General features: G+C 71.0%; 25 protein-coding genes. 9 read left to right on the plus strand and 16 right to left on the minus strand.

All coding sequences use genetic code 11. The features are described from left to right. Window positions 1-85: 85 nt before the first annotated feature. Together ACFWZH_RS18700 and ACFWZH_RS18705 are read left to right on the plus strand one after the other, a co-directional pair. Entirely contained in the window at window positions 86-1,819 is a 1,734-nt protein-coding gene (locus ACFWZH_RS18700; protein WP_384431779.1) for a chitinase, read from the plus strand. A gap of 288 nt (window positions 1,820-2,107) precedes the next feature. Next, window positions 2,108-2,629, plus strand: a complete 522-nt coding sequence (locus tag ACFWZH_RS18705; protein WP_384431782.1) for a hypothetical protein — start codon at window positions 2,108-2,110, stop codon at window positions 2,627-2,629. Window positions 2,630-3,026: 397 nt separating this feature from the next. Here the strand turns inward: ACFWZH_RS18705 and gatB are convergent, their stop codons facing one another. The 14 genes from gatB to ACFWZH_RS18775 form a co-directional block, all read right to left on the minus strand. Further along, on the minus strand, window positions 3,027-4,535 hold the full coding sequence (gene gatB, locus ACFWZH_RS18710; protein WP_384431784.1) for an Asp-tRNA(Asn)/Glu-tRNA(Gln) amidotransferase subunit GatB: 1,509 nt from the start codon (window positions 4,533-4,535) through the stop codon (window positions 3,027-3,029). Window positions 4,536-4,567: 32 nt separating this feature from the next. Beyond that, window positions 4,568-4,810, minus strand: a complete 243-nt coding sequence (locus tag ACFWZH_RS18715) for a hypothetical protein (RefSeq protein ID WP_384431787.1) — start codon at window positions 4,808-4,810, stop codon at window positions 4,568-4,570. Continuing rightward, window positions 4,807-6,300, minus strand: a complete 1,494-nt coding sequence (gatA, locus tag ACFWZH_RS18720) for an Asp-tRNA(Asn)/Glu-tRNA(Gln) amidotransferase subunit GatA (protein WP_384431790.1) — start codon at window positions 6,298-6,300, stop codon at window positions 4,807-4,809. The genes ACFWZH_RS18715 and gatA overlap by 4 nt, the downstream gene beginning before the upstream one ends. A gap of 5 nt (window positions 6,301-6,305) precedes the next feature. Beyond that, complete coding sequence (gene gatC / locus ACFWZH_RS18725; protein WP_384431793.1) at window positions 6,306-6,602, minus strand: Asp-tRNA(Asn)/Glu-tRNA(Gln) amidotransferase subunit GatC; 297 nt, start codon at window positions 6,600-6,602, stop codon at window positions 6,306-6,308. 430 nt (window positions 6,603-7,032) lie between these two features. Beyond that, window positions 7,033-9,141 (minus strand): putative bifunctional diguanylate cyclase/phosphodiesterase, encoded by a 2,109-nt coding sequence (locus ACFWZH_RS18730; RefSeq protein WP_384431796.1) that lies wholly within the window; start codon window positions 9,139-9,141, stop codon window positions 7,033-7,035. A 156-nt stretch (window positions 9,142-9,297) separates the two neighbouring features. Beyond that, window positions 9,298-11,514 carry an NAD-dependent DNA ligase LigA gene (ligA, locus tag ACFWZH_RS18735; protein ID WP_384431799.1) on the minus strand — a complete coding sequence of 739 codons (2,217 nt, stop codon included), beginning with the start codon at window positions 11,512-11,514 and terminating at the stop codon, window positions 9,298-9,300. Between the two features lie 31 nt (window positions 11,515-11,545). Next, window positions 11,546-12,559, minus strand: coding sequence for a methionine synthase (locus ACFWZH_RS18740; protein WP_384431802.1), 1,014 nt, complete (start codon window positions 12,557-12,559; stop codon window positions 11,546-11,548). Between the two features lie 97 nt (window positions 12,560-12,656). After that, complete coding sequence (locus tag ACFWZH_RS18745; RefSeq protein WP_384431805.1) at window positions 12,657-14,078, minus strand: MFS transporter; 1,422 nt, start codon at window positions 14,076-14,078, stop codon at window positions 12,657-12,659. A 138-nt stretch (window positions 14,079-14,216) separates the two neighbouring features. After that, the gene (locus ACFWZH_RS18750) at window positions 14,217-14,588 is read right to left on the minus strand and encodes a MarR family winged helix-turn-helix transcriptional regulator (protein WP_384432152.1); all 372 of its coding nucleotides are present in this window, start codon (window positions 14,586-14,588) and stop codon (window positions 14,217-14,219) included. Window positions 14,589-14,795: 207 nt separating this feature from the next. Beyond that, a complete protein-coding gene (locus tag ACFWZH_RS18755) occupies window positions 14,796-15,485 on the minus strand; it encodes an SDR family oxidoreductase (RefSeq protein WP_384431808.1) in 690 nt (229 codons plus the stop codon). Window positions 15,486-15,571: 86 nt separating this feature from the next. Continuing rightward, on the minus strand, window positions 15,572-16,114 hold the full coding sequence (locus ACFWZH_RS18760) for a TIGR00730 family Rossman fold protein (RefSeq protein ID WP_384431811.1): 543 nt from the start codon (window positions 16,112-16,114) through the stop codon (window positions 15,572-15,574). Between the two features lie 137 nt (window positions 16,115-16,251). Next, window positions 16,252-17,628, minus strand: a complete 1,377-nt coding sequence (gdhA, locus tag ACFWZH_RS18765) for an NADP-specific glutamate dehydrogenase (RefSeq protein WP_384431813.1) — start codon at window positions 17,626-17,628, stop codon at window positions 16,252-16,254. 367 nt (window positions 17,629-17,995) lie between these two features. Further along, window positions 17,996-18,718: a VC0807 family protein gene (locus ACFWZH_RS18770; RefSeq protein ID WP_384431816.1), complete on the minus strand. Its 723-nt coding sequence runs from the start codon at window positions 18,716-18,718 to the stop codon at window positions 17,996-17,998. 159 nt (window positions 18,719-18,877) lie between these two features. Beyond that, window positions 18,878-19,189 (minus strand): hypothetical protein, encoded by a 312-nt coding sequence (locus tag ACFWZH_RS18775; RefSeq protein WP_384431819.1) that lies wholly within the window; start codon window positions 19,187-19,189, stop codon window positions 18,878-18,880. Window positions 19,190-19,276: 87 nt separating this feature from the next. On the opposite strand from ACFWZH_RS18775, the gene ACFWZH_RS18780 reads away from it, so the two are divergent. The 6 genes from ACFWZH_RS18780 to ACFWZH_RS18805 all read left to right on the plus strand — a co-directional run bounded on the left by ACFWZH_RS18780 (window position 19,277) and on the right by ACFWZH_RS18805 (window position 22,733). Further along, the gene (locus ACFWZH_RS18780; protein ID WP_384431822.1) at window positions 19,277-20,092 is read left to right on the plus strand and encodes a Scr1 family TA system antitoxin-like transcriptional regulator; all 816 of its coding nucleotides are present in this window, start codon (window positions 19,277-19,279) and stop codon (window positions 20,090-20,092) included. Continuing rightward, window positions 20,089-20,343 carry a DUF397 domain-containing protein gene (locus tag ACFWZH_RS18785; protein ID WP_384431824.1) on the plus strand — a complete coding sequence of 85 codons (255 nt, stop codon included), beginning with the start codon at window positions 20,089-20,091 and terminating at the stop codon, window positions 20,341-20,343. The genes ACFWZH_RS18780 and ACFWZH_RS18785 overlap by 4 nt, the downstream gene beginning before the upstream one ends. Before the next feature lie 275 nt (window positions 20,344-20,618). Continuing rightward, a complete protein-coding gene (locus ACFWZH_RS18790; protein WP_384431827.1) occupies window positions 20,619-21,470 on the plus strand; it encodes a hypothetical protein in 852 nt (283 codons plus the stop codon). Between the two features lie 96 nt (window positions 21,471-21,566). Further along, on the plus strand, window positions 21,567-21,818 hold the full coding sequence (locus tag ACFWZH_RS18795) for a hypothetical protein (protein WP_384431829.1): 252 nt from the start codon (window positions 21,567-21,569) through the stop codon (window positions 21,816-21,818). Window positions 21,819-22,029: 211 nt separating this feature from the next. Beyond that, window positions 22,030-22,308 (plus strand): hypothetical protein, encoded by a 279-nt coding sequence (locus ACFWZH_RS18800; RefSeq protein WP_384431832.1) that lies wholly within the window; start codon window positions 22,030-22,032, stop codon window positions 22,306-22,308. Beyond that, entirely contained in the window at window positions 22,305-22,733 is a 429-nt protein-coding gene (locus tag ACFWZH_RS18805; RefSeq protein ID WP_384431835.1) for a type II toxin-antitoxin system VapC family toxin, read from the plus strand. Before ACFWZH_RS18800 ends, ACFWZH_RS18805 begins: the two co-directional genes overlap by 4 nt. A 16-nt stretch (window positions 22,734-22,749) precedes the next feature. Here the strand turns inward: ACFWZH_RS18805 and mnmA are convergent, their stop codons facing one another. Further along, window positions 22,750-23,880, minus strand: coding sequence for a tRNA 2-thiouridine(34) synthase MnmA (gene mnmA, locus ACFWZH_RS18810; RefSeq protein ID WP_384431838.1), 1,131 nt, complete (start codon window positions 23,878-23,880; stop codon window positions 22,750-22,752). Between the two features lie 54 nt (window positions 23,881-23,934). Between mnmA and ACFWZH_RS18815 the strand changes: the two genes are divergently transcribed. After that, window positions 23,935-24,657, plus strand: a complete 723-nt coding sequence (locus ACFWZH_RS18815; protein ID WP_384431841.1) for an N-acetylmuramoyl-L-alanine amidase — start codon at window positions 23,935-23,937, stop codon at window positions 24,655-24,657. Window positions 24,658-24,695: 38 nt separating this feature from the next. Here the strand turns inward: ACFWZH_RS18815 and ACFWZH_RS18820 are convergent, their stop codons facing one another. Further along, on the minus strand, window positions 24,696-25,865 hold the full coding sequence (locus ACFWZH_RS18820; protein WP_384431844.1) for a cysteine desulfurase family protein: 1,170 nt from the start codon (window positions 25,863-25,865) through the stop codon (window positions 24,696-24,698). Between the last annotated feature and the right edge of the window lie 10 nt (window positions 25,866-25,875).

Raw genomic sequence — 25,875 nt, forward strand, 5'->3', positions numbered from 1 at the left:
GTGCCACAGGGCCGGATCGGCCCTGGCGGCGGTGGCCACCGTCTCGCACAGTTCCCGGGTTTCCCCTTCGGCACTGGAGACAGCCATGCCTGGCACCGCGCGCATCAGACCGTCCCGCCACAGACGCCTGCTCACCACGCTCCTCGCGGTCGTGGCCGCCGCCGCGGCGAGCACGACCGCCTCGGCCGCCCCCGCCCCCGCCCCCACCGCGGCCGCCACCGCCGACGTCAACGTCGCCAGGAACGCCGGCTACGAATCCGGCCTCAGCGGCTGGACCTGCTCGGCGGGCAGCGGCGCCGCCGTGACCTCCCCCGTCCACAGCGGCGCCGCCGCCCTCCGGGCCGCCCCCACCGCCTCGGACAACGCCGCCTGCTCCCAGACCGTCGCCGTCAAGCCCAACGCGACGTACCGGCTCAGCGCATACGTCCAGGGCTCCTACGTCTACCTGGGCGCCTCGGGCACCGGCACCACGGACGTCTCCACCTGGACCCCGTCCGCCACGGGGTGGCAGGAGCTCTCGACCACCTTCACCACCGGCCCCGGCACCACCTCCGTCACCGTCTACACCCACGGCTGGTACGGACAACCCGCCTACCACGCCGACGACTTCAGCGTCCTGGGACCTGACGGCGGGGGCGGCACCGACCCCGGCCCCGAGGTCCCCGCCGCCCCCGGCGGGCTGGCCGCCGGCGCCGTGACCGCGTCCTCCGTCGCCCTGTCCTGGAACCCGGTACCCGGCGCGACCGGCTACACGGTCTACCGCGACGGCGCCAAGGACCGTGCGGCGAGCGGCACTTCGGCGACGGTCGGCGGCCTGAGCCCCTCGACCGCCTACCGCTTCCAGGTCTCCGCCACCAACGCCGCCGGAGAGTCGGCCCGCTCCGCGCAGGTCACGGCCACCACCGCGCCCTCCGGAGGCGGCACCGACCCCACCGTCCCCCGGCACGCGGTCACCGGCTACTGGCAGAACTTCGACAACGGCGCCACGGTCCAGAAGATCAGCGACGTCCCCGGCCAGTACGACATCATCGCGGTCGCCTTCGCCGACGCCACCGCCACACCCGGCGCCGTCACCTTCCGCCTCGACTCGGCGGGCCTGGGCGGCTACACCGTCGAGCAGTTCAAGGCCGACATCAAGGCCAAGCAGGCCGCCGGCACATCGGTGATCATCTCCGTCGGCGGCGAGAAGGGCACGGTGTCGGTCAACGACGCGGCCTCGGCGGCCAACTTCGCGAGCAGCGTCCACGCCCTCATGCAGCAGTACGGCTTCGACGGCGTCGACATCGACCTCGAAAACGGCCTCGATCCCACCTACATGACGCAGGCCCTGCGCTCGCTCTCCCAGAAGGCGGGCGGCCGGCTCGTGCTCACCATGGCGCCGCAGACCATCGACATGCAGTCCACGTCGGGCGGCTACTTCCGGACCGCGCTGAACGTCAAGGACATCCTCACGGTCGTCAACATGCAGTACTACAACAGCGGTTCCATGCTCGGCTGCGACGGCAAGGTCTACTCCCAGGGCAGCGTCGACTTCCTCACCGCGCTCGCCTGCATCCAGCTCGAAGGCGGGCTGGACCCCTCGCAGGTGGGCCTGGGCCTGCCCGCGTCCACCCGCGGCGCGGGCAGCGGCTACGTCGCCCCGAGCGTGGTGAACGCCGCCCTGGACTGCCTCACCAAGGGCACCGGCTGCGGCTCGTTCAAGCCGGCGAAGACCTACCCCGGCCTCCGGGGCGCCATGACCTGGTCCACCAACTGGGACGCGGCGAACGGCAACGCGTGGTCGTCGGCGGTGGGGCCGCACGTGCACGGACTGCCATAGGCCCACGGGCTGTGTCATGGGTCCGGCCACGGATCCTGCCGTAGGCCCGTGACAAAGCCTCCGCGCAAACCCTGCGCCGACACGGAATTCCCCCGTGGGCCGAGGCCCCGCATTCCGTCCGCCCACCACCCGCCAAATGCAACTCTTTGTCGGACTTAAACCCCATGGGTGAAATATGGCGAGTGACATTCGGCTTGCCTCGACCGGAGTCCGTACATACGATCGCGGCGAGTTTTCACCCGACCAGTGAAGACTCGTCCGACCGACAAAAATAAACCTGGGGGATTTGTGTCCAAAATACGCCGCGCAGGGGCAGGGGCTCTCGCACTTGCCGCAATTTCCGGCGGCATGATATTCGGGTCTGCGGCACCGGCTTCCGCAGCAGGCGGCTGCCAGACTTTTTCACAGGCCTACTACCCGTCCGAGGGCGACGTTTCCCTGCGCCTTGGGCATGTGAAGCTGCGGATCCAGATCTGCGAGAACGCAAAGGGCGACATCACCGACAGCCGGGCCTGGGGCGAGGACTCGACCACCGCCCCCGCGAAGCTGACCGGCTGGGAGCTGAAGCTCAACGGGCCCTACCAGTCCACGAAAAGCAAGACCGTAGCCACGTGGACGGCCACCGGAAAGGCGCAGACCTGCCTGGCGGGCAAGATTCCGGTCTGCAGCTTCGGGGAAGACTTCAAGATCAGCGGGACCTGGTACAGCTCCAGCTTTGTCGGTCCGGTGGCCGGCGGTAAGGGAAAGGTACACTGGAAGCCCGAGTGCACGAACAAGCACTGCAAGCTGAAGTTCAATAAGACGATGTAAGGCACCAGGGAAGGGGAGAAAATGCCGCAGGACGGAGCAGGGCGCCGACGCATCCGCACGCGACGCTGGGCCCCTATTACGGTTCTCTTCATCACCTGGGTGTTTTCCGCCATCGGCTGGGAACAGAACGGTGGCACGCCGAGCATCCCGTGGGCCTTGGGAGGCCTCGTTGCCGGCGTATGCATTACCGCCGTCATTCACCAGCTCCGGAAACACTGACGAATCCTGCGCACAGCACGCGGATCAGCAGGATCACACACACCGCGCGCAGCACGCCTATGGCGCATGCGAAGAGGCCCAACAGGAACCTGTTGGGCCTCTTCCGCGCACGCCCAACGGAAAACGGCCGCCCTTCCGGAGAAGGACGGCCGCTCGGTGGTACCGGACAAGTGGTGCGTCAGCCCTCGACGCCCAGCTTCTCCAGGATCAGTTCGCGCACCCGGGCCGCGTCCGCCTGACCGCGCGTGGCCTTCATGACCGCGCCGACCAGAGCGCCGGCCGCGGCCACCTTGCCGCCGCGGATCTTGTCGGCGATGGCGGCGTTGGCGGCGATCGCCTCGTCGACGGCGGTGCCCAGGGCGCCCTCGTCGGAGACGACCTTCAGACCGCGCTTGTCGACGACCTCGTCCGGGGTGCCCTCGCCGGCGAGGACGCCCTCGATGACCTGACGGGCCAGCTTGTCGTTCAGGTCTCCCTTGGCGACCAGCTCGGCGACCCGGGCGACCTGCTCGGGGGTGATCGCCAGGGCGGCCGGCTCGACGCCGTCCTCGTTGGCGCGGCGGGCCAGCTCGCCCATCCACCACTTGCGGGCCGCGGCGGCGTCCGCGCCGGCCTCGACGGTGGCGACGATCAGATCGACCGCGCCCGCGTTGAGGATCGACTGCATGTCGTGCTCGCTGATGCCCCACTCCTCGCGAAGGCGGTTGCGGCGCACCCGCGGCAGCTCGGGCAGCCGGCCGCGCAGCTCCTCGACCCACTCGCGGGAGGGGGCCACCGGCACCAGGTCCGGCTCGGGGAAGTAGCGGTAGTCCTCGGCCTCTTCCTTGATCCGGCCGGAGGTCGTGGAGCCGTCCTCCTCGTGGAAGTGCCGGGTCTCCTGGACGATCGTGCCGCCGCTGCTCAGCACGGCCGCGTGCCGCTGGATCTCGAAGCGGGCCGCGCGCTCCACGGAGCGCAGGGAGTTGACGTTCTTGGTCTCCGAGCGGGTACCGAACTTCTGCGTGCCGTTGGGGCGCAGCGAGAGGTTCACGTCGCAGCGCATCTGGCCCTGCTCCATACGGGCTTCGGAGACGCCCAGCGCCTTGATGAGCTCGCGCAGCTCGGCGACGTACGCCTTGGCGACCTCGGGGGCCCGCTCGCCCGCGCCCTCGATGGGCTTGGTGACGATCTCGATGAGCGGGATGCCGGCGCGGTTGTAGTCCAGGAGGGAGTGCCGGGCGCCGTGGATGCGGCCGGTGGCGCCGCCGACGTGCGTCGACTTGCCGGTGTCCTCCTCCATGTGCGCGCGCTCGATCTCCACGCGGAAGACCTCGCCGTCCTCCAGCTGCACGTCGAGGTAGCCGTCGAAGGCGATCGGCTCGTCGTACTGGGAGGTCTGGAAGTTCTTCGGCATGTCCGGATAGAAGTAGTTCTTCCGGGCGAAACGGCACCATTCGGCGATGGTGCAGTTCAGGGCCAGGCCGATCTTGACGGCGGACTCGACGCCGGTCGCGTTGACGACGGGCAGCGAGCCGGGCAGGCCCAGGCACGTGGGGCAGGTCTGCGAGTTGGGCTCCGCGCCCAGGGTGGTGGAGCACCCGCAGAACATCTTGGTCTTGGTGCCGAGTTCGACGTGTACCTCGAGCCCCATGACGGGGTCGTAGGCGGCCAGCGCGTCCTCGTACGACACCAGGTCGGTGACAGTCACGGTGAAACTAACCTCTCAGGTCCGGCGCCGGGTCAGTCCGCGAGGACGTCGTCGTCGCCAAGACGGCGCAGTTCGCGGATGAGCAGGGCGACGCCGGTGACGATGGCGGCGGCGGAGACGACGGCGTCGATCATCTGGAGCGTGTCCTGCTCCGTCTTGGCCTTCTTCGCCTGCTTGACGACGCTCACCGCGCCGAACAGCGTGGTGCCGATGGACAGATACGTACCGGGCTTGGACTTCTTGAAGCCCTTGGCCTTGGCCAGCTTTCCACTCACAGTGCGGGTGCCTCCTCGAGCAGCGGGTGGCCCCAGCGCCCGGTGAACGCGGCCTCGACCGCGGCACCGACCTTGTAGAGCCGGTCGTCCTTCATGGCAGGGGCGATGATCTGGAGACCCACCGGCAGCCCGTCCTCGGGGGCCAGACCGCAGGGCAGCGACATGGCCGCGTTGCCCGCCAGGTTGGTGGGAATCGTGCACAGGTCGGCGAGGTACATCGCCATCGGGTCGTCGGCCCGCTCGCCGATCGGGAAGGCGGTGGTCGGCGTCGTCGGCGAGACGATCACGTCGACCTGCTCGAAGGCCTTCTCGAAGTCGCGGGTGATCAGCGTCCGCACCTTCTGGGCGGAGCCGTAGTACGCGTCGTAGTAGCCGGAGCTGAGCGCGTACGTGCCGAGCATGATCCGGCGCTTGACCTCGGGGCCGAAACCGGCCTCACGGGTCAGCGCGGTGACCTCCTCGGCCGACTTCGAGCCGTCGTCGCCGACCCGCAGGCCGTAGCGCATGGCGTCGAAGCGGGCCAGGTTGGAGGAGCACTCGGACGGCGCGATCAGGTAGTACGCCGACAGCGCGAGGTCGAAGGACGGGCAGTCCAGCTCGACGATCTCGGCACCCAGCTCCTTCAGCAGCTCGACCGACTCGTCGAACCGCTGGATGACGCCGGCCTGGTAGCCCTCGCCGCGGAACTGCTTGACGACACCGACCCGCATGCCCTCGACGCTGCCGTTGCGCGCGGCCTCGACGACCGGCGGGACGGGCGCGTCGATGGACGTGGAGTCGAGCGGGTCGTGGCCCGCGATGGCCTCGTGGAGCAGCGCGGCGTCCAGGACCGTACGGGCGCACGGGCCGCCCTGGTCCAGGGAGGAGGAGAAGGCGACCATGCCGTAGCGGGAGACGCCGCCGTAGGTGGGCTTGACGCCGACCGTGCCGGTGACGGCGGCGGGCTGGCGGATGGAGCCGCCGGTGTCCGTGCCGATGGCGAGCGGGGCCTGGAAGGCGGCGAGCGCGGCGGCGGAGCCGCCACCCGAACCGCCGGGGATCTTGGTCAGGTCCCAGGGGTTGCCGGTCGGCCCGTAGGCGCTGTTCTCGGTCGAGGACCCCATGGCGAACTCGTCCATGTTGGTCTTGCCGAGGATGACGACGTCGGCGGCCTTGAGCTTCTTGGTGAGCGTCGCGTCGTACGGCGGGAGCCAGCCTTCAAGGATCTTGGAGCCGACGGTGGTGGGAATGCCCTCCGTCGTGAAGATGTCCTTGAGCGCGAGCGGGACGCCGGCCAGCGGGCCGAGCTTCTCGCCACGGGCGCGCTTCGCGTCCACGGCGCGGGCCTGGGCGAGCGCGCCCTCGCGGTCGACGTGCAGGAAGGCGTTCACCTTCTCGTCGACGGCTTCGATGCGCGCCAGGTGGGCCTCGGTCACCTCGACGGCGGTGAGCTCGCCGGCGGCGATCTTCGCCGCGATCTCGGCGGCGGTGAGCTTGATCAGGTCTGCCATGTCGGTCACTCCTCCCCCAGGATCTGCGGCACCTTGAAACGCTGCTGCTCCTGGGCCGGGGCGCCGGAGAGCGCCTGCTCGGGAGCGAGCGACGGACGGACCTCGTCCGGCCGCATGACATTGGTCAGGGGCAGCGGGTGGGAGGTCGGCGGTACGTCTTGGTCGGCGACCTCGGAGACGCGGGCGACCGCGCCGATGATGTCGTCGAGCTGTCCGGCGAAGTGGTCGAGCTCTTCGTCCTGCAGCTCCAGACGTGCCAGCCGGGCGAGGTGAGCGACCTCCTCGCGCGTGATGCCAGGCATGCAGCGATCCTCTGGTGTTCTTGGCGGAGTGTTCCGGGCGGAGTGTTCCGGTGGAGTCTTCTGGGCGAATGCTCCGGTGAACTTTTCCGGCCCAATCCTATGGCGTACGGCGGAGCTGCCGCGAAACCCTTTCACCGGGGCGCCGCCCATGAGGGGGGCGCGCCCCGGCGTCGCACCGGTCACGGGGCCTCGGAGGCCGGGGGGAGCGGGCCTCCGGACGCGTCGCCTTCGCTGCCTTCGTCGCCTTCGTCGCTCTCTGCGTGCCCTGCGTGCCGGTCGCGTTCGGCGTGGTCTTCGCCGGCGTGGTCTTCGCCGGCGTCGTGATCGTCGGCACTCTGATCGTCGGCGTCGTCGCCTGTGTCGTCGTGGTCGGTCTGGTCGCTGTCGTCGTCTTTGTCGGAGCGGGGACACGGGACGGCCGGTGGCCGGGTCAGTTCAAGACCTGTCCCGAAGGGCGCTCGGCTGCCTTCTCCGCCGCCAGGGCGGCCGTCTCCGACTCGCGGTGCCAACCGCGCTCTCCGCGGGCCCTCAGCCAGGCCGTGGTCTCGTCCGGTGGCATCGCCGCCGCCACCAGCCAGCCCTGTACGGCGTCGCAGCCGAGGTCGCGCAGGCGTTCCCAGGTCTCGTCGTCCTCGACGCCCTCGGCGACGACCAGGAGGCCGAGGGAGTGGGCGAGGTCCAGGGTGCAGCGGACGATCTCGGCGTCCTCCGTGTCGACGGCGAGCCGGGCGACGAAGGAGCGGTCGATCTTCAGCTCGCTGACCGGGAGGCGCCGCAGGTGGACCAGCGAGGAGTAGCCGGTGCCGAAGTCGTCCAGGGACATCTTCACCCCGTGGGCGGTGAGCCCGGCGAGGGTGTCGGCGGCCCGCTGCGGATCCTCCAGGAGGACATGCTCGGTTATCTCCAGTTGGAGGGCGCCTGGTGGGACCCGATGTCGGGCGAGCCGGGCAGCGACCGCACCGGCGAAGCCCGGGGAGTGCACATCGCGGGGGGAGACGTTGACCGCGACCGGCACCTCCAGGCCCATCGCGCGCCAGCGCGCCACCTGGGCGAGCGCGGTCTCCAGGACGTACTCCGTCAGCCTGGGCATCAGCCCGGAGGACTCGGCGATGGCGATGAACTCGTCCGGTGGGACCCGGCCGCGGTCCGGATGGACCCAGCGCACCAGCGCCTCCAGCCCGGCGACGTGCCCGTCGAAGCCCACCTTGGGCTGGTAGTGCAGCTCGACGTCGCCGGCGTCCAGGGCGCGGCGCAGGTCGCCCAGCAGCCCGAGCCGGTCGGGGGTGTTGCCGTCCCGCTTGGCCTCGTAGAGCTCGACGCCGCTGCGGTCGCGCTTGGCCTGGTACATCGCCACGTCGGCGCGGCGCAGCAGCCCCTCGGCGTCGAGGGCGTGGTCGGGGAAGACGGCGACCCCCGCGCTGGCTTCGAGCACGAGGGTCAGTCCGTCGAGGTCCAGCGGGGACCCGAGGGCGGCGACGAGGTTGCGGGCGACGCGCTGGGAGCTGGTGAGGGAGTCGGTGGTGGGCAGCAGGACGGCGAACTCGTCGCCGCCGAGCCGGGCCGCCTCGGCGCCGCGCGGGAGGGCGTGCCGCAGCCGGTCGGCGATCTGCAGCAGCAGGCGGTCGCCGGCGAGGTGGCCGAGGGTGTCGTTGACCGACCGGAAGCGGTCCAGGTCGATCAGGACCAGGGCCGAGCGGACGCCCACGCGCTCGGCCTCGTCCAGCGCGGTCCAGGTACGCTCCAGCAGCCACTGGCGGTTGGGCAGGCCCGTGAGCGGATCGCGCAGCTGCTCCTCGGCGCGGGCGCGGGCTATCCAGAGGGTGGAGTCCAGCGCGATGAGCGGGACCGCGAACAGCGGCAGCAGCAGGGGCGCGTGGACGGCGCAGACGGCGATCAGCGGGGAGATGCCCAACAGCGCGATGCCGACCAGTGCCTGGCGTACGACGGCCGTGCGGGGGATCGCCGGCAGCGTTCCGCTGCGGGGGGCGAGGCTGATCCACAGCAGGGCGCGGCTGACGAGCAGATAGCCGGCGGCGGTGACGAGGACTTCGGGGAGGACGGCCAGGTCCCAGGCCTTGGGGCTCCAGGGCTGGCGGACGCTGGAGACCACCCCGAAGGCGGCCAGGCCCAGGGCCGCGGCACCGATGCCGAGGATGTCCACGGCGCCGTGCACCACGGCCTGTCGCCAGCGGTGCCGGCGGGCGGCGCCGACGAGGACGACGACGGAGAGGCTGACGAGGGTGGCCGGCACCCAGCCGTACAGCAGCAGGACGGCGAGGGCGAGCGCGGCGCCGGATCCCGTGCCGCCCCACCAGCGGTCCCGGCCGAGCGCGACCAGATGGCCGACGATGACGCCCGTGAGGATCGCCAGCGACCAGCCCACCGAGCCGGCCGGGAACAGCGCGTCACCTTTGCCGAGAGTCCAGATCACGCCCGTGGCGAGCGCGAGGCCCGCCACGATGACGATGGCCGCGGGCAGCGCGGGCACGACGAGCCGCCGGAGCCGCGACGCCGGAGCGGCGCTGTCGGTCGGTTTCATTCCGATCCCTCTCACAGCCGGCTGAGCCCGCGCCACGGCAGGCGCACCCCTCAAGGTTAGGCCGCGGAAGGCCGCCGCGGGCAGCGATCGGCGACGGTTGCCCGAATGCGACCCGGCGTCCGGGATCAATCTGGTATGCGCTGATGGGGTGACACCTCACTCCTCCTCAGGCGGAGTGACGGCTACCGCTCGTGCCGCGTCGGGACCCTGTTCCAGCAGCACCGCAAAGCCGTCATCGTCCAGTACTGGGACCTTCAATTGCATGGCCTTGTCGTACTTCGAGCCGGGGTTGTCGCCCACTACTACGAAACCGGTCTTCTTCGAAACGGAACCGGTCACCTTCGCTCCGAGGTTCTGGAGGGCCTCTTTCGCGCCATCTCTGGTGTGTGACTGAAGTGTGCCCGTTACGACGACGGTGACGCCTTCGAGCGGGCGCGGGCCCTCCTCACCCGTCTGCTCCTCCTCCATCCGGACGCCGGCGGCCCGCCACTTCTCGATGAGCTGCTGATGCCATTCCTCGGCGAACCACTGCTTCAGCGAGGCGGCGATCGTGGCCCCGACGCCGTCGACCGCGGCCAGTTCCGTCTCGTCCGCCTCCCGGATGCGGTCGATGGAGCGGAACTCCCGCGCCAGCGCCTCGGCCGCCACCGGGCCCACATGCCGGATCGACAGGCCGGTGAGGATGCGGGCCAGCGGGCGCTGTTTGGCGGCCTGGATGTTCTCCAGCATGGCCAGGGCGTTCTTCTTCGGCTCGCCCTTTTGGTTGGCGAAGAACGTGACGACCTTCTCCTCGCCGGTCTTCGGATCGCGCTTGGGCAGACCGGAGTCGGGGTCGAGGACATGGGACTTGATGGGCAGCAACTGCTCGATGGAAAGGCCGAAAAGATCGCCTTCGTCCTTCAGCGGCGGCTCCGCGGGCTCCAGCGGCTGGCTGAGCGCCGTGGCCGCGACATAGCCGAAGTTCTCGATGTCCAGGCACTTGCGGCCGGCCAGATAGAACAGCCGCTCGCGGATCTGCGCGGGGCAGGCGCGGGCGTTGGGGCAGCGCAGGTCGATATCGCCTTCCTTGGCCGGCTGCAGCGCCGTCCCGCACTCGGGGCACTCGGCCGGCATCACGAACTCCCGCTCGCCGCCGTCCCGCAGATCGACGACCGGCCCCAGGATCTCGGGGATGACGTCGCCGGCCTTGCGGATCACGACGGTGTCCCCGATGAGTACGCCCTTGGCCTTGACCACGTCCTGGTTGTGCAGGGTCGCGAACTCCACCTCCGAACCGGCCACGGTCACCGGCGCGACCACGGCGTACGGCGTGACCCGGCCCGTACGGCCGACGCCGACGCGGATGTCGACGAGCTTGGTGTTGACCTCCTCCGGCGGGTACTTCCAGGCGATCGCCCAGCGCGGCGCCCGGGAGGTGGAGCCCAGCCTGCCCTGCAGCCGGATCTCGTCCAGCTTGACGACCACCCCGTCGATCTCGTGCTCGACGGCCGTACGGCGGGTCTCGGGGTCGCCGTAATGGGCGATGAACTCGCGGACCTCCGCCAGGGAGTCCACCACCCTGTTGTGGGTGGCCGTCGGCAGGCCCCACTCCTTGAGCAGGTCGTAGGCCTCCGACAGGCGGTCGATCTCCAGGCCGTCGCGGGCGCCGAGGCCGTGGACGACCATGTGCAGCGGCCGGGTGGCGGTGACCTTGGGGTCCTTCTGGCGCAGCGAACCGGCCGCGGCGTTACGGGGGTTGGCGAACGGGGGCTTGCCGTCGGCCACCAACCGCTCGTTGAGTTCGAGGAACTTCTCCATCGGGAAGTAGACCTCGCCGCGCACCTCGACCAGATCGGGGATCCGGTCGCCCTTGAGGCGGTGCGGGATCTCGGCGATCGTCCGGACGTTGGGGGTGATGTCCTCGCCCGTACGGCCGTCGCCCCGGGTGGCCGCCCGGGTCAGCCGGCCGTGCTCGTAGGTGAGGTTGACGGCGAGACCGTCGACCTTCAGCTCGCACAGGAAGTGGTACCCGGCGCTCTTGGGGTCACCGCCCAGCTCGCCGGCGAGGCGCTCGGCCCAGGCCGCCAACTCCTCGTCGTCGAAGGCGTTGTCGAGCGAGAGCATCCGTTCGCGGTGCTCGACCTCGGTGAACTCCGTGGCATACGCGCCGGCGACCTTCTGGGTCGGGGAATCCGGCGTGCGCAGCTCCGGGTGCTCGTCCTCCAGGGCCTGGAGGGAGCGCAGCAGCGTGTCGAACTCCGCATCGCTGACGATCGGGGCGTCCTTCACGTAGTACCGGAAGCGATGCTCCTCGATCTGCTCAGCGAGCTGCGCGTGCTTCTCCCGCGCCGCTGCGGGCACCTTGGACTCCGCTGCGTGCTGTTCGCCAGCCACTGTCTTGTCCTCCCGTGGTCCTTGAGTGCGGTCACTCAGGGTTGTCTGCGAGTGATCTCGCCGCCCGGACGCAGTGGGCGAGGGCTGCGCGGGCATATGCGGGCGAAGCGCCCGCGAGTCCGCACGACGGGGTGACGACCACGGACTCGCCGAGAATCCCTGGTGCCAGCCCCAGCCTGCGCCACAGCGTCCTGACACCCATGACGCTACCGGCAGGGTCTGACAATCGGCCGTCCACGCCCGGCACCACGCCTGCGAACAGCGTCGTCCCGCCCTCGACGGCCTCGCCGATCGCCTCTTCCTCACGCTCGGTGAGCAGTGCGAAATCGAACGAGATGCCCGTGACACCCGCCCGCCGCAGCAGCCCGAACGGCACCTCGGGCGCGCAGGCGTGGACGACCACGGGCCCGCCGTCCGCGACCGCGACGAGATCGCGCAGCGCGTCCTCGACGACCGCCCGGTCCACGGCCCGGTGGGTGCGGTAGCCGCTCGCGGACTTCACCCTCCCCTGGAGCACGGCCGTCAGCGACGGCTCGTCGAGCTGCAGCACCAGCTGCGCACCCGGCACCCGTCGCCGTACGTCCGCGAGATGGCCGCGCAGCCCCTCGGCCAGCGACGCCGCGAGATCACGGCAGGCGCCGGGGTCGCTCAGGGCCGCCTCGCCGTTGCGCAGCTCCAGGGCGGTGGCCAGCGTCCAGGGCCCGACCGCCGAGACCTTCAACGGCCCCTGGTACCCCTGGGTGAACTCCTCCAGGGCGTCGAGGTCCTCACCGAGCCAGGAGCGGGCGCGCCGGGTGTCGCGGCCCGGCCGGTCGCTGATCCGCCAGCCGCTGGGCTCCACATGGCCGTAGACCTCGACGAGCAGCCCCAGGGTCCGCCCGATCATGTCGGCGCCGGGCCCCCGCGCCGGGAGCTCCGGCAGATACGGGAAGGCCTCCAGCGAACCGGTGACCGTCTTCGCCGCCTCCCGCGCGTCCCCGCCCGGCATCGACCCGATCCCGGTCGCCGCGCCCGCGGCCCACTTCTGCGTGCTGTTCTCGCTCACCCAGGAAGGGTATGCGGCGGCGGGGAGGACGGCGGAACGGGTGGCGGTGCGGCCCGGCGGCACCGGGCCGCGTCCGGGACGGGCCGCGGCCGCCCGCTCACCCCCGGCCGCGGACCCCCAGCCGGCCGGCCACCGCCGCGACCGCCAGCGCGAGGGCCGCCAGGGCGAAGGCGTACGTCGCGCCCTGATAGCCGGCGCCCGCCCCGGTCAGCACCGCGCCCATCCCGGCGATGCCGACCAGGGAACCGATCTGGCGGTTGGCGTTGAGGGTCGCGCTGCCGATGTCGGCGTGCTCGCGGCCCGCGGCGGCCATCAGGACACCGGTCATCGCCGGGGAGCTGACCCCGCTGCCGACGTTGGCGACGGCGAGGAGCAGCGCGATCGCCCAGTACGGCAGGCCGGGCGCGAGGAGCAGGAAGAGCAGTAGATAGCCCGCGGCGGAGAGCACCAGGGAAGCGGTGAGTGCGGTCCGGTCGCCGATGCGGGGCCCGATCCGGGCGTAGAGCATGTTGCCGAACGGGATGACCAGTACGGCCGGCAGCATCTGCAGCCCCGCCGCCACCGAGCTCGCGCCGCGCGCCGTCTGGAGGAAGAGCCCGAGGACGAACAGCGCCCCGTAGAAGGCGAAGTTGAACAGGAAGCCGACGAGGTTGGCCGTGGAGAAGCTGCTGTCCGCGAAGAGCGAGACCGGCAGGATCGGCGTACGGGCGGTCCGTTCACGGACGAGGAAGCCGGCCGCCGCCAGCGCCGTCACCGCGAACGCCCCCAGGACGAAGGGGGCGGACCAGCCGAGGTCGGGCCCCTCGATGAGCGCGTAGCTCAGCGATCCGAGGGCGAGCAGGCCCAGGACGTGGCCGCTGCCGCCGAGCGCCGAGCCACGGGCCGGGACCGCCGCGACGACCCGGCGGGTGAGCAGCAGCCCGACGATGCCGATGGGGAGGTTGACCAGGAAGATCGAGCGCCAGCCGAGGGTTCCCACCAGGAGGCCGCCGATGGTCGGCGCGAGCCCTACGGACGTGGAGACGATGGCGGACCAGAGGCCGAGGATCCTCGCCCGGCGCGCCGGCTCGGGGAAGGCGTTCATCAGCAGCGACAGCGAGCTGGGCATGAAGAGGGCCGCGCCCACCCCCTGCGCGAAGCGGGCCGCCACCAGGACCGCGCCGTTCGGTGCGACCGCGCCCAGGAGGGAGGCGGCGGTGAACACGGCGAGCCCGACGAGGTAGATCCGGCGGGCGCCGTACCGCTTGGCCAGCGAGCCCGCGAGCAGCAGCAGCGAGGCGAAGGCCAGGACGTAGCCGTCGACGACCCAGGTGAGGCCGGACATGCTCAGTCCGAGCCGGGCCCGCAGGTCGCTCGCCGCGACGTTCATGATGCCGGTGTCCAGGCTGGCCATCACGAACCCGAGTGCCAGGACGAGGAGTTGGAGTCCGCCGCCGGGTCGCCGCCGGGCCCGGTCGGGGGTCGGTGCGGCCGGTACCTCCTGCGCGGCGCGGCGCGGAGCCGCCTTCTGAGCGATCATGCATTTAGTTAAAGCTGTAGCTATCGCGACGGGCAATGGTTACAGCTATAACTTTACTCAAGGCATACGTAACCGCGGGCAGCGCGCCGCCGACGGCCGGCCCGCCGGGCGCAGGGCCCGGTCGCCCCGCCCAGGCCGTCAGCCCCGTCCCAGGGCCTTCAACAGGTCGTCGCGCAGCGCGGCCCGCTCCTCGTGCGAGAGATGGTCCAACGGCGACGCCGTCCCCATCCTGCGCAGCAGATCGAGCCGCAACTCCCGCCCCGCCTCGGTCAGTACGAGCTGTTTGGCCCGCCCGTCCAACGGGTGCGGCTGCCGGACGACCATGCCCTGCTTCTCCAGTTTGGAGATGACATAGGTGACGTTCGGCGGCTCGCAGCACAGCACCCCGGCCAGCTCGCGCGCGGTCTTCGGCTCGCCGAGCTCCTCCAGCGCCTTGGCCTGCGTCGGCGTCAGGTCCAGCTCGGCGATCCGGCTGCGCTGATGGGCGTCCAGGCGGCGGTCCAGCTCCATGACGAGCCCCCGGATCTCGCGGAACCCGCACCCCGCCGCCGCGGTCGACTTCGCTTCAGTGGTCACTCATGCAGCGTACGTCGCCGCGGCCGGGACCCCGGGGCGCCCGCGGCGTCCCGTCAGCGCACGGTACGGGCCGCCCCCGGTGGTCGGCACGGCGCAGGGGCGGCCCCATGGCCGGTACGGCGCACGGGCCGCCCCGAGGGGTCAGCGCCCCGGGCGCACCGAGACATCGTTGATCTCCGCGTCCCGCGGCAGATCGATGGCGGTGAGGATCGCCGTGGCGACCGACTCCGGGTCGATCCAGCGGGACGGGTCGTAGTCCTTGCCCTCCTGCCGGTGGGTGCTCTCCTGCATCGGCGTGGCCGTACGCCCCGGGTAGACCGAGGTCACTCGTACGCCGTTGCCGTGCTCCTCGGCCCGCAACGAGTCGGCCAGCGCCTTCAGACCGTGCTTGCTCGCGGCGTACGCGCTCCAGTTGGCGTGCGCGTTCAGCCCCGCACCGGAGTTGACGAAGACCACATGCCCCTGGGCGACCCGCACCAGCGGCAGCAGCAGCCGGGTCAGCTCGGCGGGCGCGACGAGGTTGGCGGAGAGCTGGCGCTGCCAGGCCTTGGCCGGCAGATCACCGACCGCGCCCAGCTCGATGACGCCCGCGATGTGCTGGAGGGAGTCGATGCGGTCCGGCAGCGGCTGCTGCCCGAAGGCCCAGGACAGCTTCTCGGGGTTGGCGAGGTCACCCACGATCGTGCGGGCGCCGGGGAACTGTGCGGCCAGCTCCTTCGCCCGGACCGCGTTGCGTGCCAGCAGCCACAGGTCCTCCCCGCGCTCGGCGAGCCGCCGTGCGACCGCCGCTCCGATGCCCGACCCTGCGCCCGTGATCAAGTGCGTACCCATGGCGCCGATCCTAACGATCGGTCGGCCGGAGGGCGGGTGCCCGGGGCGGCGGGCCCGGCCGACGGCCTGCGCGCCGGCGCGACGGCTCAGCCCTGGATGCCCGCGCGCTCCTCCAGATAGGCCAGCGCGCCGACGCCGTCCGACGCGAAGAAGACCAGGTCGGTCAGCGGCAGCGGCAGGAACCCCTCCGACTCCATCCGCTGGAACTGCTCCTTCAACCCGTCGTAGAAACCGGCGGTGTTCAGCAGCACCACCGGCTTGGTGTGCATCCCGTGCTTGCGCAGCTCCAGGATCTCGGTCGCCTCGTCCAGCGTGCCCGTACCGCCGACCATGATCACGATGGCGTCGGCGCGCATCAGCATCTGCGCCTTGCGCTCGGCGAGGTCCTTGGTGACGACCATCTCGTCGGCGTTCGCGCGCGCCTTGTGCGCCAGGAACTCCACGGAGACGCCGATCAGCTTCCCGCCGGCCTCCTGCACCCCGTCGGCCATGACCTTCATCAGCCCGGTGTCCGAGCCGCCCCAGACCAGCGCATGTCCGCCCTTGCCGATCAGCTCGGCGAACTGGCGGGCAGGGGTCACATAGCGGTCGTCGAGGTCGTTGGCGGAGCAGAAGACGCAGATATTCATGCGCCTCACCTTACGAGCCGGAGCCGGAGCGCACAGGGGCGCGGAGGGATCACCGCCACCCGTCCCGAGGACGTCGTCCTCCACCCTCCGGCCCCGCCCGTACCCCTACTCCCCCTACTCCGTGGGCGCCGCCCCGGTCAGATCAGCCCCTGGTCCAGCATCGCGTCCGCCACCCGCTCGAAGCCGGCGATGTTGGCGCCCGCGACGTAGTCGCCCGGCAGGCCGAAGCGCTCGGCGGTCTCGTAGCAGGTGCGGTGGATGCCGCGCATGATCGCCGCCAGTTCGCCCTCCGTACGGTCGAAGGACCACGCCTCGCGCGAGGAGTTCTGCCGCATCTCCAGCGCGCTGGTGGCGACCCCGCCCGCGTTGGCCGCCTTGCCGGGGCCGAAGGCCACACCGGCCTCCTTGAGGAGCGTCACCGCCTCCGGCGTGGTCGGCATGTTCGCGCCCTCGGAGACCGCCTTGACGCCGTTGCGGACCAGGACCCGGGCGGCGTCCGCGTCCAGCTCGTTCTGGGTCGCCGACGGCAGCGCCACATCGCAGGCGACATCCCACACCCGGCCACCGGGGACGTACGTCGCCGACACCCCGCGCCGCTCGGCGTACGCGCTGATCCGGCCGCGCTCGACCTCCTTGATCTGCCGCAGCAGCGCCAGGTCGATGCCCTTCTCGTCGACGACATAGCCGCCCGAGTCCGAACATGTCAGTACGTGCGCGCCCAGCGCCTGGGCCTTCTCGATGGTGTAGATCGCGACATTGCCGGATCCGGAGACCACCACCTGCTGCCCGTCCAGCTCCTCCCCGCGCTGCTTGAGCATCTCCTGGGTGAAGAGCACATTGCCGTAGCCGGTGGCCTCCGTACGGGCCTTGGAGCCGCCCCAGGTCAGGCCCTTGCCGGTGAGCACACCGGCCTCCCAGCGGTTGGTGATCCGCCGGTACTGGCCGAAGAGATAGCCGATCTCGCGGCCGCCGACGCCGATGTCGCCCGCCGGTACGTCCGTGTGCTCGCCGAGATGGCGGTGCAGCTCCGTCATGAACGACTGGCAGAACCGCATCACTTCGGCGTCCGACCTGCCGTGCGGATCGAAGTCGCTGCCGCCCTTGCCGCCACCGATGTTCAGCCCGGTCAGGGAGTTCTTGAAGATCTGCTCGAAGCCGAGGAACTTCACGATCCCCAGGTTCACGGACGCGTGGAAGCGCAGACCGCCCTTGTACGGGCCGAGCGCGCTGTTGAACTCCACCCGGAAGCCGCGGTTGACGTGCACCGCCCCGGAGTCGTCCTGCCAGGGCACCCGGAACATGATCTGCCGCTCCGGCTCGCAGATCCGCTCCAGGATCCTCGCCTCGGCGAACTCGGGACGGGCGGCCAGCACCGGGGCCAGCGTCTCCAGCACCTCAAGAGCCGCCTGGTGGAACTCGGGCTCCCCGGGGTTCCGCCGGACCAGCTCGGCGTACAGGGATGCCGGTCCGGCCCGATGATCGCCGGGCTTGACCTCAGTGTGCACAGTCGACATGACTTCCGTTCCCTTCGTGGCCGAGGAAAGGCTGCCCGCAGTCCGGACCGAGACGCCCCCTCACAGGGCGTTCAACTCCTCGCGAGCCCTTGGCGTCACCGATCCCCGGCTCAGCGGTCTCTGACGTCCATCGCTGCGCCGACACTATGTGTCGGCCCGGCCCGGCGGCTGTGGGATGGATGACACCTCGCTGCCGTACGCCGTTTCGCCACCGCCACCGGCTTCCGCCCCCGCCCCCTCCCCTCGCCGTATGTCCGCAGGTCAGCGCATCGCCACCGCCGCACGGACGGGAACCCGCCGGGCACGCCCTGTGCGCCACCTCACAGGCCGGCCCCGGCTCGGGCCCGTACGCCGTCGCGCTACGCCACTACGGCGCAACCCCCACAACTGCCCCTGTTTCGGCAGCGACTGTCGCCGCGCCGCCCTCGATCTCGGCCTTGACCATCTTCTCCATCGGATCGGCGCAGCTGCCCCCGGCGACGAGCATCGCCAGCAGGACGGCCACCACGGTCAGCACCGTGCCCAGCCAGACCATCGTGTCCACCGGCACGGTGTAGGCGCCGACGACCTTCAGCACGCACTCGGTCAGCAGCGCGGTCCCCCATATCGCGGAGAACCTCCGCTCCGCCCGCCGGAACCGCTCCGAGCCCGCCATCAGCCGCTCCCAGGCGGCCTCGCCCGCCTCGCTCCCCTTGGTGACCCACGGCTTGAGCCCCACGGTCATCAGCGGCCGCTTCGTCCGCACCGAGAGCAGGACCGCGATGCCGACGACGCTGCTGACGGCGCTGTCCTTGGCCAGCATCAACCGGGCGTCGCCGGCCACCGCGCTCATCGCCAGCCCGACCACGTTGACGATCAGTATCAGCAGGGCGAGGCCGTTGACCCCGCGTCCGCCGACCAGCCCCCACGCCGTGCGCAGCGCGGGCACCACACTGCTCCAGCCCAGCGCGGCCACCGTGCTCAGCCCGAAGCCGGCGCTGAGGACGTAGTACGAGGCGATCGGGACCCCCGCGTCCACGACGAGCGGCGTCAGGCTCGCCACGAGCGGGTTGACCGGCTTGCCTCCGGCGGCGGACGGGTTCTGACTCACGGTGTACTCCCCCGAGTTGGGCTACGGACGGCGGCTCGCTCGTGTCGGCGTCCGCGTGACACCTTCAGCTTCGTGCACGGCCCGAGTCACCGGCAGTCCCGTCTGTCCTGCGTTCGGCATGACATTTGTCAGTACCTTTCAGGAACCGGGCCGCCAAAGTCAGCTCCGGGCGACGCGCAGCGCGTCGTCGAGCGCCTCGCTGAGCCGCCGCGAGAGAAAACGGAACTCGCGGTCCGGCACCTTCGGATCGGCGTGCATCGCGCGCGCGTGACGCAGCAGTTCCTCGCCGATGGCGAGCTGCATCTCCTCGATGCCGTCGGCGAGGTCGGACACCGGGCCGCCCCCACCGTCAGTGATGAGGAAGCAGGGCCGGTCGTCGCCCGGAGTGCTCCACGGCAGCAGCCTCATACGCGGCGGCACGGAGCGTTCGGAAGGCGCGGAAAGTTCGGATCCTGGTGGTTCGTTCGTCATGCGGACAAGCCTCTCCGCCCGCGTCTAGCCTGACCACACGAACGACGCGACTGTGCGTCACCACGCCGCAACTGTGCGAGGTGTGCGATGCCCCACAACGACGAACCACCCGTCAGCCTCAGGATCTTCGGGAAGCAGTCCCGGTTCCTGCGCGAACAACGAGGGATGACGCGCCGCGAACTGGCCGCGCTCGTCCCGTACTCCGAGTCCCTGATCGCGATGGTCGAACGCAGCGAACGGCCACCGAAGCCGGGTTACGTCGACGCGGTGGACGCCGCCCTCGACGCGGGCGGCGTACTGCGCGTACTGATCCCCGATGTCGCGGAGAAGCACCATCCGGCGTGGGCGGAGGAGTACGTCAAATTGCAGGCGGAGGCGTTGGCGCTGCACGCCTACTCCACGCACTTCCTGCATGGGCTGTTGCAGACGGAGGAGTATGCGCGGGCGGTGTTCCGGTCCGTGCGGCCCAGCATGGAGGACGACGAGATCGAGCGATCCGTGCAGGCGCGACTGGCGACGCAGGCGCTGCTGGCCCGCAAGCCCGCCTGCCGCATGACATTTGTCCTGGAGGAGTCCGTACTTCTGCGCAAGATGGGCGGACGGACTGTCTGGGAGGGCGAGCTGAGGAATCTCCTCAAGCTGTCCGAGCTGCACAACCTCCAGCTCCAGGTCATGCCACTCGCCCGCGAGACGCATGCGGGGATGGATGGCCCGATGACGTTGCTGGAGACGCCGGACCACCACACGATCGGATACGTCGAAGGTCACCGTGGCAGCTACTTCCTCACGGAGCCGGACGATGTCAGCGTAATGAGTCATGTGTACGGCACACTCCGTTCACAGGCCCTCGACGCCGAGGCGTCGCGAGCACTCATTCGGCATCTGCTGTCAGGAGAGGCATGAATACCGAACTGGCTTGGTTCAAGAGCAGCTACAGCGGCGGTACTGGCGAAGCCTGCATCGAAGTCGCCGTCGCCTGGCACAAGTCCAGCTACAGCGGCGGCGAAGGCGAAGCCTGCATCGAGGTGGCTACCTGCCCCGACACCGTCCACATCCGCGACTCCAAGGACACCTCGCTCCCGTCCATAGCGGTCACCCCCGCCTCCTGGGCGTCCTTCATCGCGTATGCGCAGGTCGCGCCGGAAGCCGTCTGAGCGGATACCGGCGGGGCGGTACGAGGTGCCGTCCCGCCGTCCGGCGGTGAGACGGCCGACTACCAAAGAACCCGGGGAGAGAACCCACCTCCCTACCGCCGCCCCAACTCCTCACCCCATCGGGTGACCTGGGCGCGGCGGTGTCCGGAATGCGGTTACGCTCGCCGCAGCCGGCCACAACAACGGCACCCACGACAACCGCACATGGAACGGCCCTCGGCGGGACGGCAATCCCAACCCGAGGGCCTGATCACCAGGAAGAGAAGAGCTTCCCGATGACTTCAGCGCAGTCTAACGCGCCCTCGTCCGCGCCCCCGTGCGTCTCCAGCGGCGTCATCCACATCCGCAGGCGCCAGACCTCCCACTTCACGATCCTCGCCAACCGCCTTGCGCAGCGCGCCGGTAGCGCGGTCACGGTCGGCGTCGCCGCCTACATCCTGTCGCTCCCCGATGGCGCGCCCATCACCATCACCGCCCTGTGTGCGCACTTCGCCGAGGGCAAGAAGGCCATCGCCGAGGCGTTACGCGAGCTGGAGGACGAGGGCTGGCTGGAGCGCCGTATCGAGCGTGGGCCACGCGGCCGGATCATCACGCGGACCTTCGCGTACGACCTGCCGGGGGCGGTACCGGAGCAGCCAGCGGTAGCGGCGGAACAAGCCGTACCGGAGGAGCCGGCCGGTATCCGGGAGACCGAACCGGAACCCGGGCAGGAGCCCGCCGCACCCCCGCACCCGGCCCCTTCACCGGAAGCCGCCCCCGAGGCCCTCGGCCTCCTGGCCGGCCTCCACCACCGCGACCGCCGCCTGCTCCTCTCGGAACGCGAGATCACGACACTCGCCCCGGCCGTCACGGAGTGGCTCGACCGTGGCGTACCCGAGCAGGAGATCACGGCGGCCCTTACCGAGGGCCTCCCGGCCCGGTTCAGCCGCCGCCCGGCCCGCCTCCTCGCCCACCGGCTCACCACCCTGCGGCCACCGGCCCGTACGGACCATCCCCCGCAGCCCGACCGGCCGCCCGTCGTCCCCCTCCAGAACTGCGACGGCTGCGACCGCGGCTTCCGCGCGGACCGTCCCGGGCGTTGCCGGGACTGTCGCTCCGGCTCGCCGGAGGTGCGGTGTGCCGCCTGACACGAACCGCGCCACGGGTGCCGTCAGGATTCCCGGCACTCTCCCCGCCCTGCGCTCAGCAGTCGCCGCACTCGCTCCGCCAAGCTGCCGGAACTGGTGGATGAGATGCAGCAGGCATTCGACCAGGCAGGCCGGGACAGCAGCACAGCACCGATCCACCTGTTCTGCCGCCGCTGGGCCACCGTTGTCGCCATCGAGCGCGACCCTGCCAAAGCAGCGCGCTTCCACGCGGCGGAACGCACGCTGCAGTCCAGCGATGTCAGGGCGGAGAGACAGGCTGCCATCCGAGACATCGGGACCATCGTGCGTACCGCACAGCGTGAGGTCGAGGCCATAGAGGCCGGGTGAGCGCGTGCCGTCTCGGTAGGACGGCTGCGACCGGCACCGTCCGGGCCGACGGACCAGGCCGCTGCCGCGACTGCCGCGCCCCGGCCAAGGAGCGATGAGCCGCCTGAACGGTCCACACACCGACCATCACCAACCCACGTCAGCGGCCAAGGCCGTAGCCTGAAAGGACAAGGACAGGATGAGTTCCGCACTTGCGAAGAGGGAGGCGCCCATGACGCGTGCACCTCACGACGACTCGCGACCCTCTGCCGCCGATGAGAGCCCGCACCCTCTCCGCACCATTCGTGACATCCGCGACGCGTTGCCAGAGCATCAGCGACGCCACTTCGACGCCGAGCTGGCAGAGACAGACATCGATGCCCTTCCTGAAATGGTCCACCGATGGATCACCTTGGGCTTTGACGGGTTCGAAGAATTCCTCCTGTCGGCACCGTTCGAGGGCCTGGAGTTCGGTGCCCGGTCGTACGACGACCAGGAGGAGGGCGAGTGAACTTCCTGTTCGACACGAACGTGATCGCGGAACTCACCACCCGACCCAAGCCGGACGAACGCGTACTCGCCTGGTTCCACACGACGCCACGCCCCAGGCGCTACGTAAGCGTCATTACTGTCGGGGAGATCGAGGCGGGTGTCGCGGCCACAACTGACGCCACCAGGCGAGAGCGCTACGCCCAGACCCTGGCTGACGTACGGCACGAGTACCGGGACCGGATCGTCGCCATCGGCGAGCCTGAGGCCATCGCCTACATTGCCTTACACCGGCGACTCAAGGCGGCAGGCACGAACATCGATCCGGCCGACGCCCTGATTGCCGCTACCGCAATCGCCAACGACTGGACCGTGGCAACCCGGAACGCCAAGCACTTCGAGCGCACCGGAGCCACCGTGGTCAATCCTTGGGAGCAGGCCGCATAGGCCACTCAGCCGCTGGCTACGCCCCCGCCCGCACCCGCCGTTCCGTAGTCGCGATCGTCGCCGAGCCGACCACCCGGGTGCCGTCGTACAGGACGATCGCCTGGCCGGGCGCCACGCCCCGGACGGGCTCGGTGAACGTGACCTGGAGCTCCGCGCCGTCGACCAGCTCCGCGGTGACCTCGGTCTCGCCGCCGTGGGCGCGCAGCTGCGCGGTGTACGTGGCGGGGCCGGCGGCCGGGGGGCGGCCGCACCAGCGGGGGCGGATGGCGGTGAGGGCCGTGACGTCGAGGGCCTCGGCGGGGCCGACGGTGACGGTGTTGTCCACCGGGGAGATGTCGAGGACGTAGCGCGGCTTGCCGTCGGGCGCGGGGTGGCCGATCCGCAGGCCCTTGCGCTGGCCGATGGTGAAGCCGTACGCGCCCTCGTGGGTGCCGAGGCGGTTGCCGGACTCGTCGACGATGTCGCCCGGCGCCGCGCCGAGCCGCTTGGCGAGGAAGCCCTGGGTGTCGCCGTCGGCGATGAAGCAGATGTCGTGGCTGTCGGGCTTCTTCGCCACGAACAGGCCGCGGCGGGCCGCCTCCTCGCGGATCTCGGCCTTGGTGGTGAGGGTGTCGCCGAGCGGGAAGATGGCGTGCGCCAGCTGGCGGTCGTCGAGCACGCCGAGGACGTAGGACTGGTCCTTGGCCATGTCCGAGGCGCGGTGCAGCTCGCGGCTGCCGTCCTCGTTCACGACCACCGTCGCGTAATGGCCGGTGCACACCGCGTCGAAGCCGAGGGCGAGGGCCTTGTCCAGGAGGGCGGCGAACTTGATCTTCTCGTTGCAGCGCAGACACGGGTTCGGGGTGCGCCCGGCCTCGTACTCGGCGATGAAGTCGTCGACGACGTCGGCGCGGAAGCGCTCGGCGAGGTCCCAGACGTAGAAGGGGATGCCGATGACGTCGGCGGCGCGGCGGGCGTCGTGCGAGTCCTCGATCGTGCAGCAGCCGCGGGCACCCGTACGGAACGATTTCGGGTTCTCGGAGAGCGCGAGATGCACGCCGGTCACATCATGGCCGGCCTCGGCGGCGCGGGCCGCGGCGACGGCGGAGTCGACACCGCCGGACATGGCGGCGAGTACGCGGAGGCGGCGGGGGGCGTCATCAGTCATAGCCCGTCCAGGGTAGACGGAACCGCCGACAGTGCGTAAAGCGTTATGCAGCGCATGGGGAACAGGGCAGGGGACGCGGGCGGCGAGAGCAGCGGCGAAGGCAGAGGTGAGAGCGGCGCCGGGAGCGGCCGGCCCGGGGTCACACGGCGGCGGGCGCTGTGGATCGGGGGCGGCGGGGCGCTGGCCGCCGGGGCGGTGGCGTTCGCGGCGCGGGACGAGCTGCGGCACTGGTGGTGGCAGCTGCCGGGCAACGACAAGCCGCGTACGCCGGGCGCGGTCGACCACCGGGGCGCGCGGTGGGTGGCGGCGTCCGACGAGAACTACCGGCGGGCGGACCGGCCGGCGGACTACGCCATCGACCGCGTGGTCGTCCATGTCGTCCAGGGCGGCTACGCGACCGCGCTGAAGGTGTTCCGGGACCCGGATCACGAGGCCGCCGCGCACTACGTCGTGGGCCGGGACGGACGGCTCGCCCAGATGGTGCGGGAGCTCGATGTGGCCTTCCACGCCGGGGACCGCGGCTACAACGAGCGGAGCATCGGCATCGAGCACGAGGGGTTCGTGGACCGGCCGGAGTCGTTCACCGCCGCCATGTACGCGTCGTCGGCACGGCTGACCGCGGGGATCTGCCGCCGCTACGGCTTCCCGGCCGACCGGGAGCACATCGTGGGCCATGTGGAGGTGCCGGGCACGGATCACACCGACCCGGGGCCGCACTGGGACTGGGACCGCTATCTGGGGCTCGTCCGCGCGGAGCTGCGCAAGGGCCGGGCCTGAACCATCGGGCAGACCCTGGGGACCTCCGCCGGCTCCGGCTAGCTCAGGCCCGCGCTGCGGGCGCGTTCCACCACCGGGCCGATGGCCTGGGCCAGTGCTGCCACGTCCTCCGCGGTCGAGGTGTGCCCCAGGGAGAAGCGCAGGGTGCCGCGGGCGAGGTCCGGTGACATGCCCGTCGCCAGCAGGACATGGCTGGGCTGGGCCACACCGGCGGTGCAGGCCGAGCCCGTGGAGCAGGCGATGCCCTGGGCGTCCAGGAGGAGCAGCAGGGAGTCGCCCTCGCAGCCGGGGAAGGAGAAGTGGGCGTTGGCGGGCAGGCGGCCCGCGGGGTCGGGGTCGCCGCCGAGGACGGCGTCCGGGGCGGCGGCGCGGACAGCCTTGATCAGGTCGTCGCGCAGTGCGCCGATGTCGCGGGCGAAGTCCGCGCGGTGCGCGACGGCGTACCGGCCGGCGGCGGCGAAGGCGGCGATGGCGGGGGTGTCGAGGGTGCCGGAGCGCACCTGCCGCTCCTGGCCGCCGCCGTGGAGCACCGGCACCGGGGCGTACTCACGGCCCAGCAGCAGGGCGCCGATGCCGTACGGGCCGCCGATCTTGTGGCCGGAAACCGTCATCGCGGCGAGCCCGGAGGCGGCGAAGTCGACCTCCAGCTGACCGAACGCCTGCACCGCGTCGGCGTGCAGCGGGACCTCGAACTCCCTGGCCACCGCGGCGAGTTCGACGACCGGCTGGATGGTGCCGATCTCGTTGTTGGCCCACATGACGGTGGCCAGCGCGACATCGGCGGGGTTGCTTGCGATGGCCTCGCGCAGCGCGTCGGCGTGCACCCGCCCGTAGGTGTCGACCGGCAGCCACTCGACGCGGGCGCCTTCGTGCTCGGCGAGCCACTCCACGGCGTCCAGGACGGCGTGGTGCTCGACGGGGCTGGCCAGCACGCGGGTACGGGCCGGATCGGCCGCCCTGCGCGACCAGTACAGGCCCTTGACCGCGAGGTTGTCGGCCTCGGTGCCGCCCGCGGTGAAGACGATCTCGCTGGGACGCGCGCCGAGCGAGTCGGCGAGGGATTCCCGCGCCTCCTCGACGGTGCGCCGGGCCCGCCGGCCGTCGGCGTGCAGCGAGGACGCGTTGCCGGTGACGGTCAGCTGGGCGGTCATCGCCTGCACCGCCTCCGGGAGCATCGGGGTGGTGGCGGCGTGGTCGAGGTAAACCATGGTGCGCACG

The organism is Streptomyces sp. NPDC059008 (assembly GCF_042749045.1).
Classification (GTDB): Bacteria; Actinomycetota; Actinomycetes; order Streptomycetales; family Streptomycetaceae; genus Streptomyces.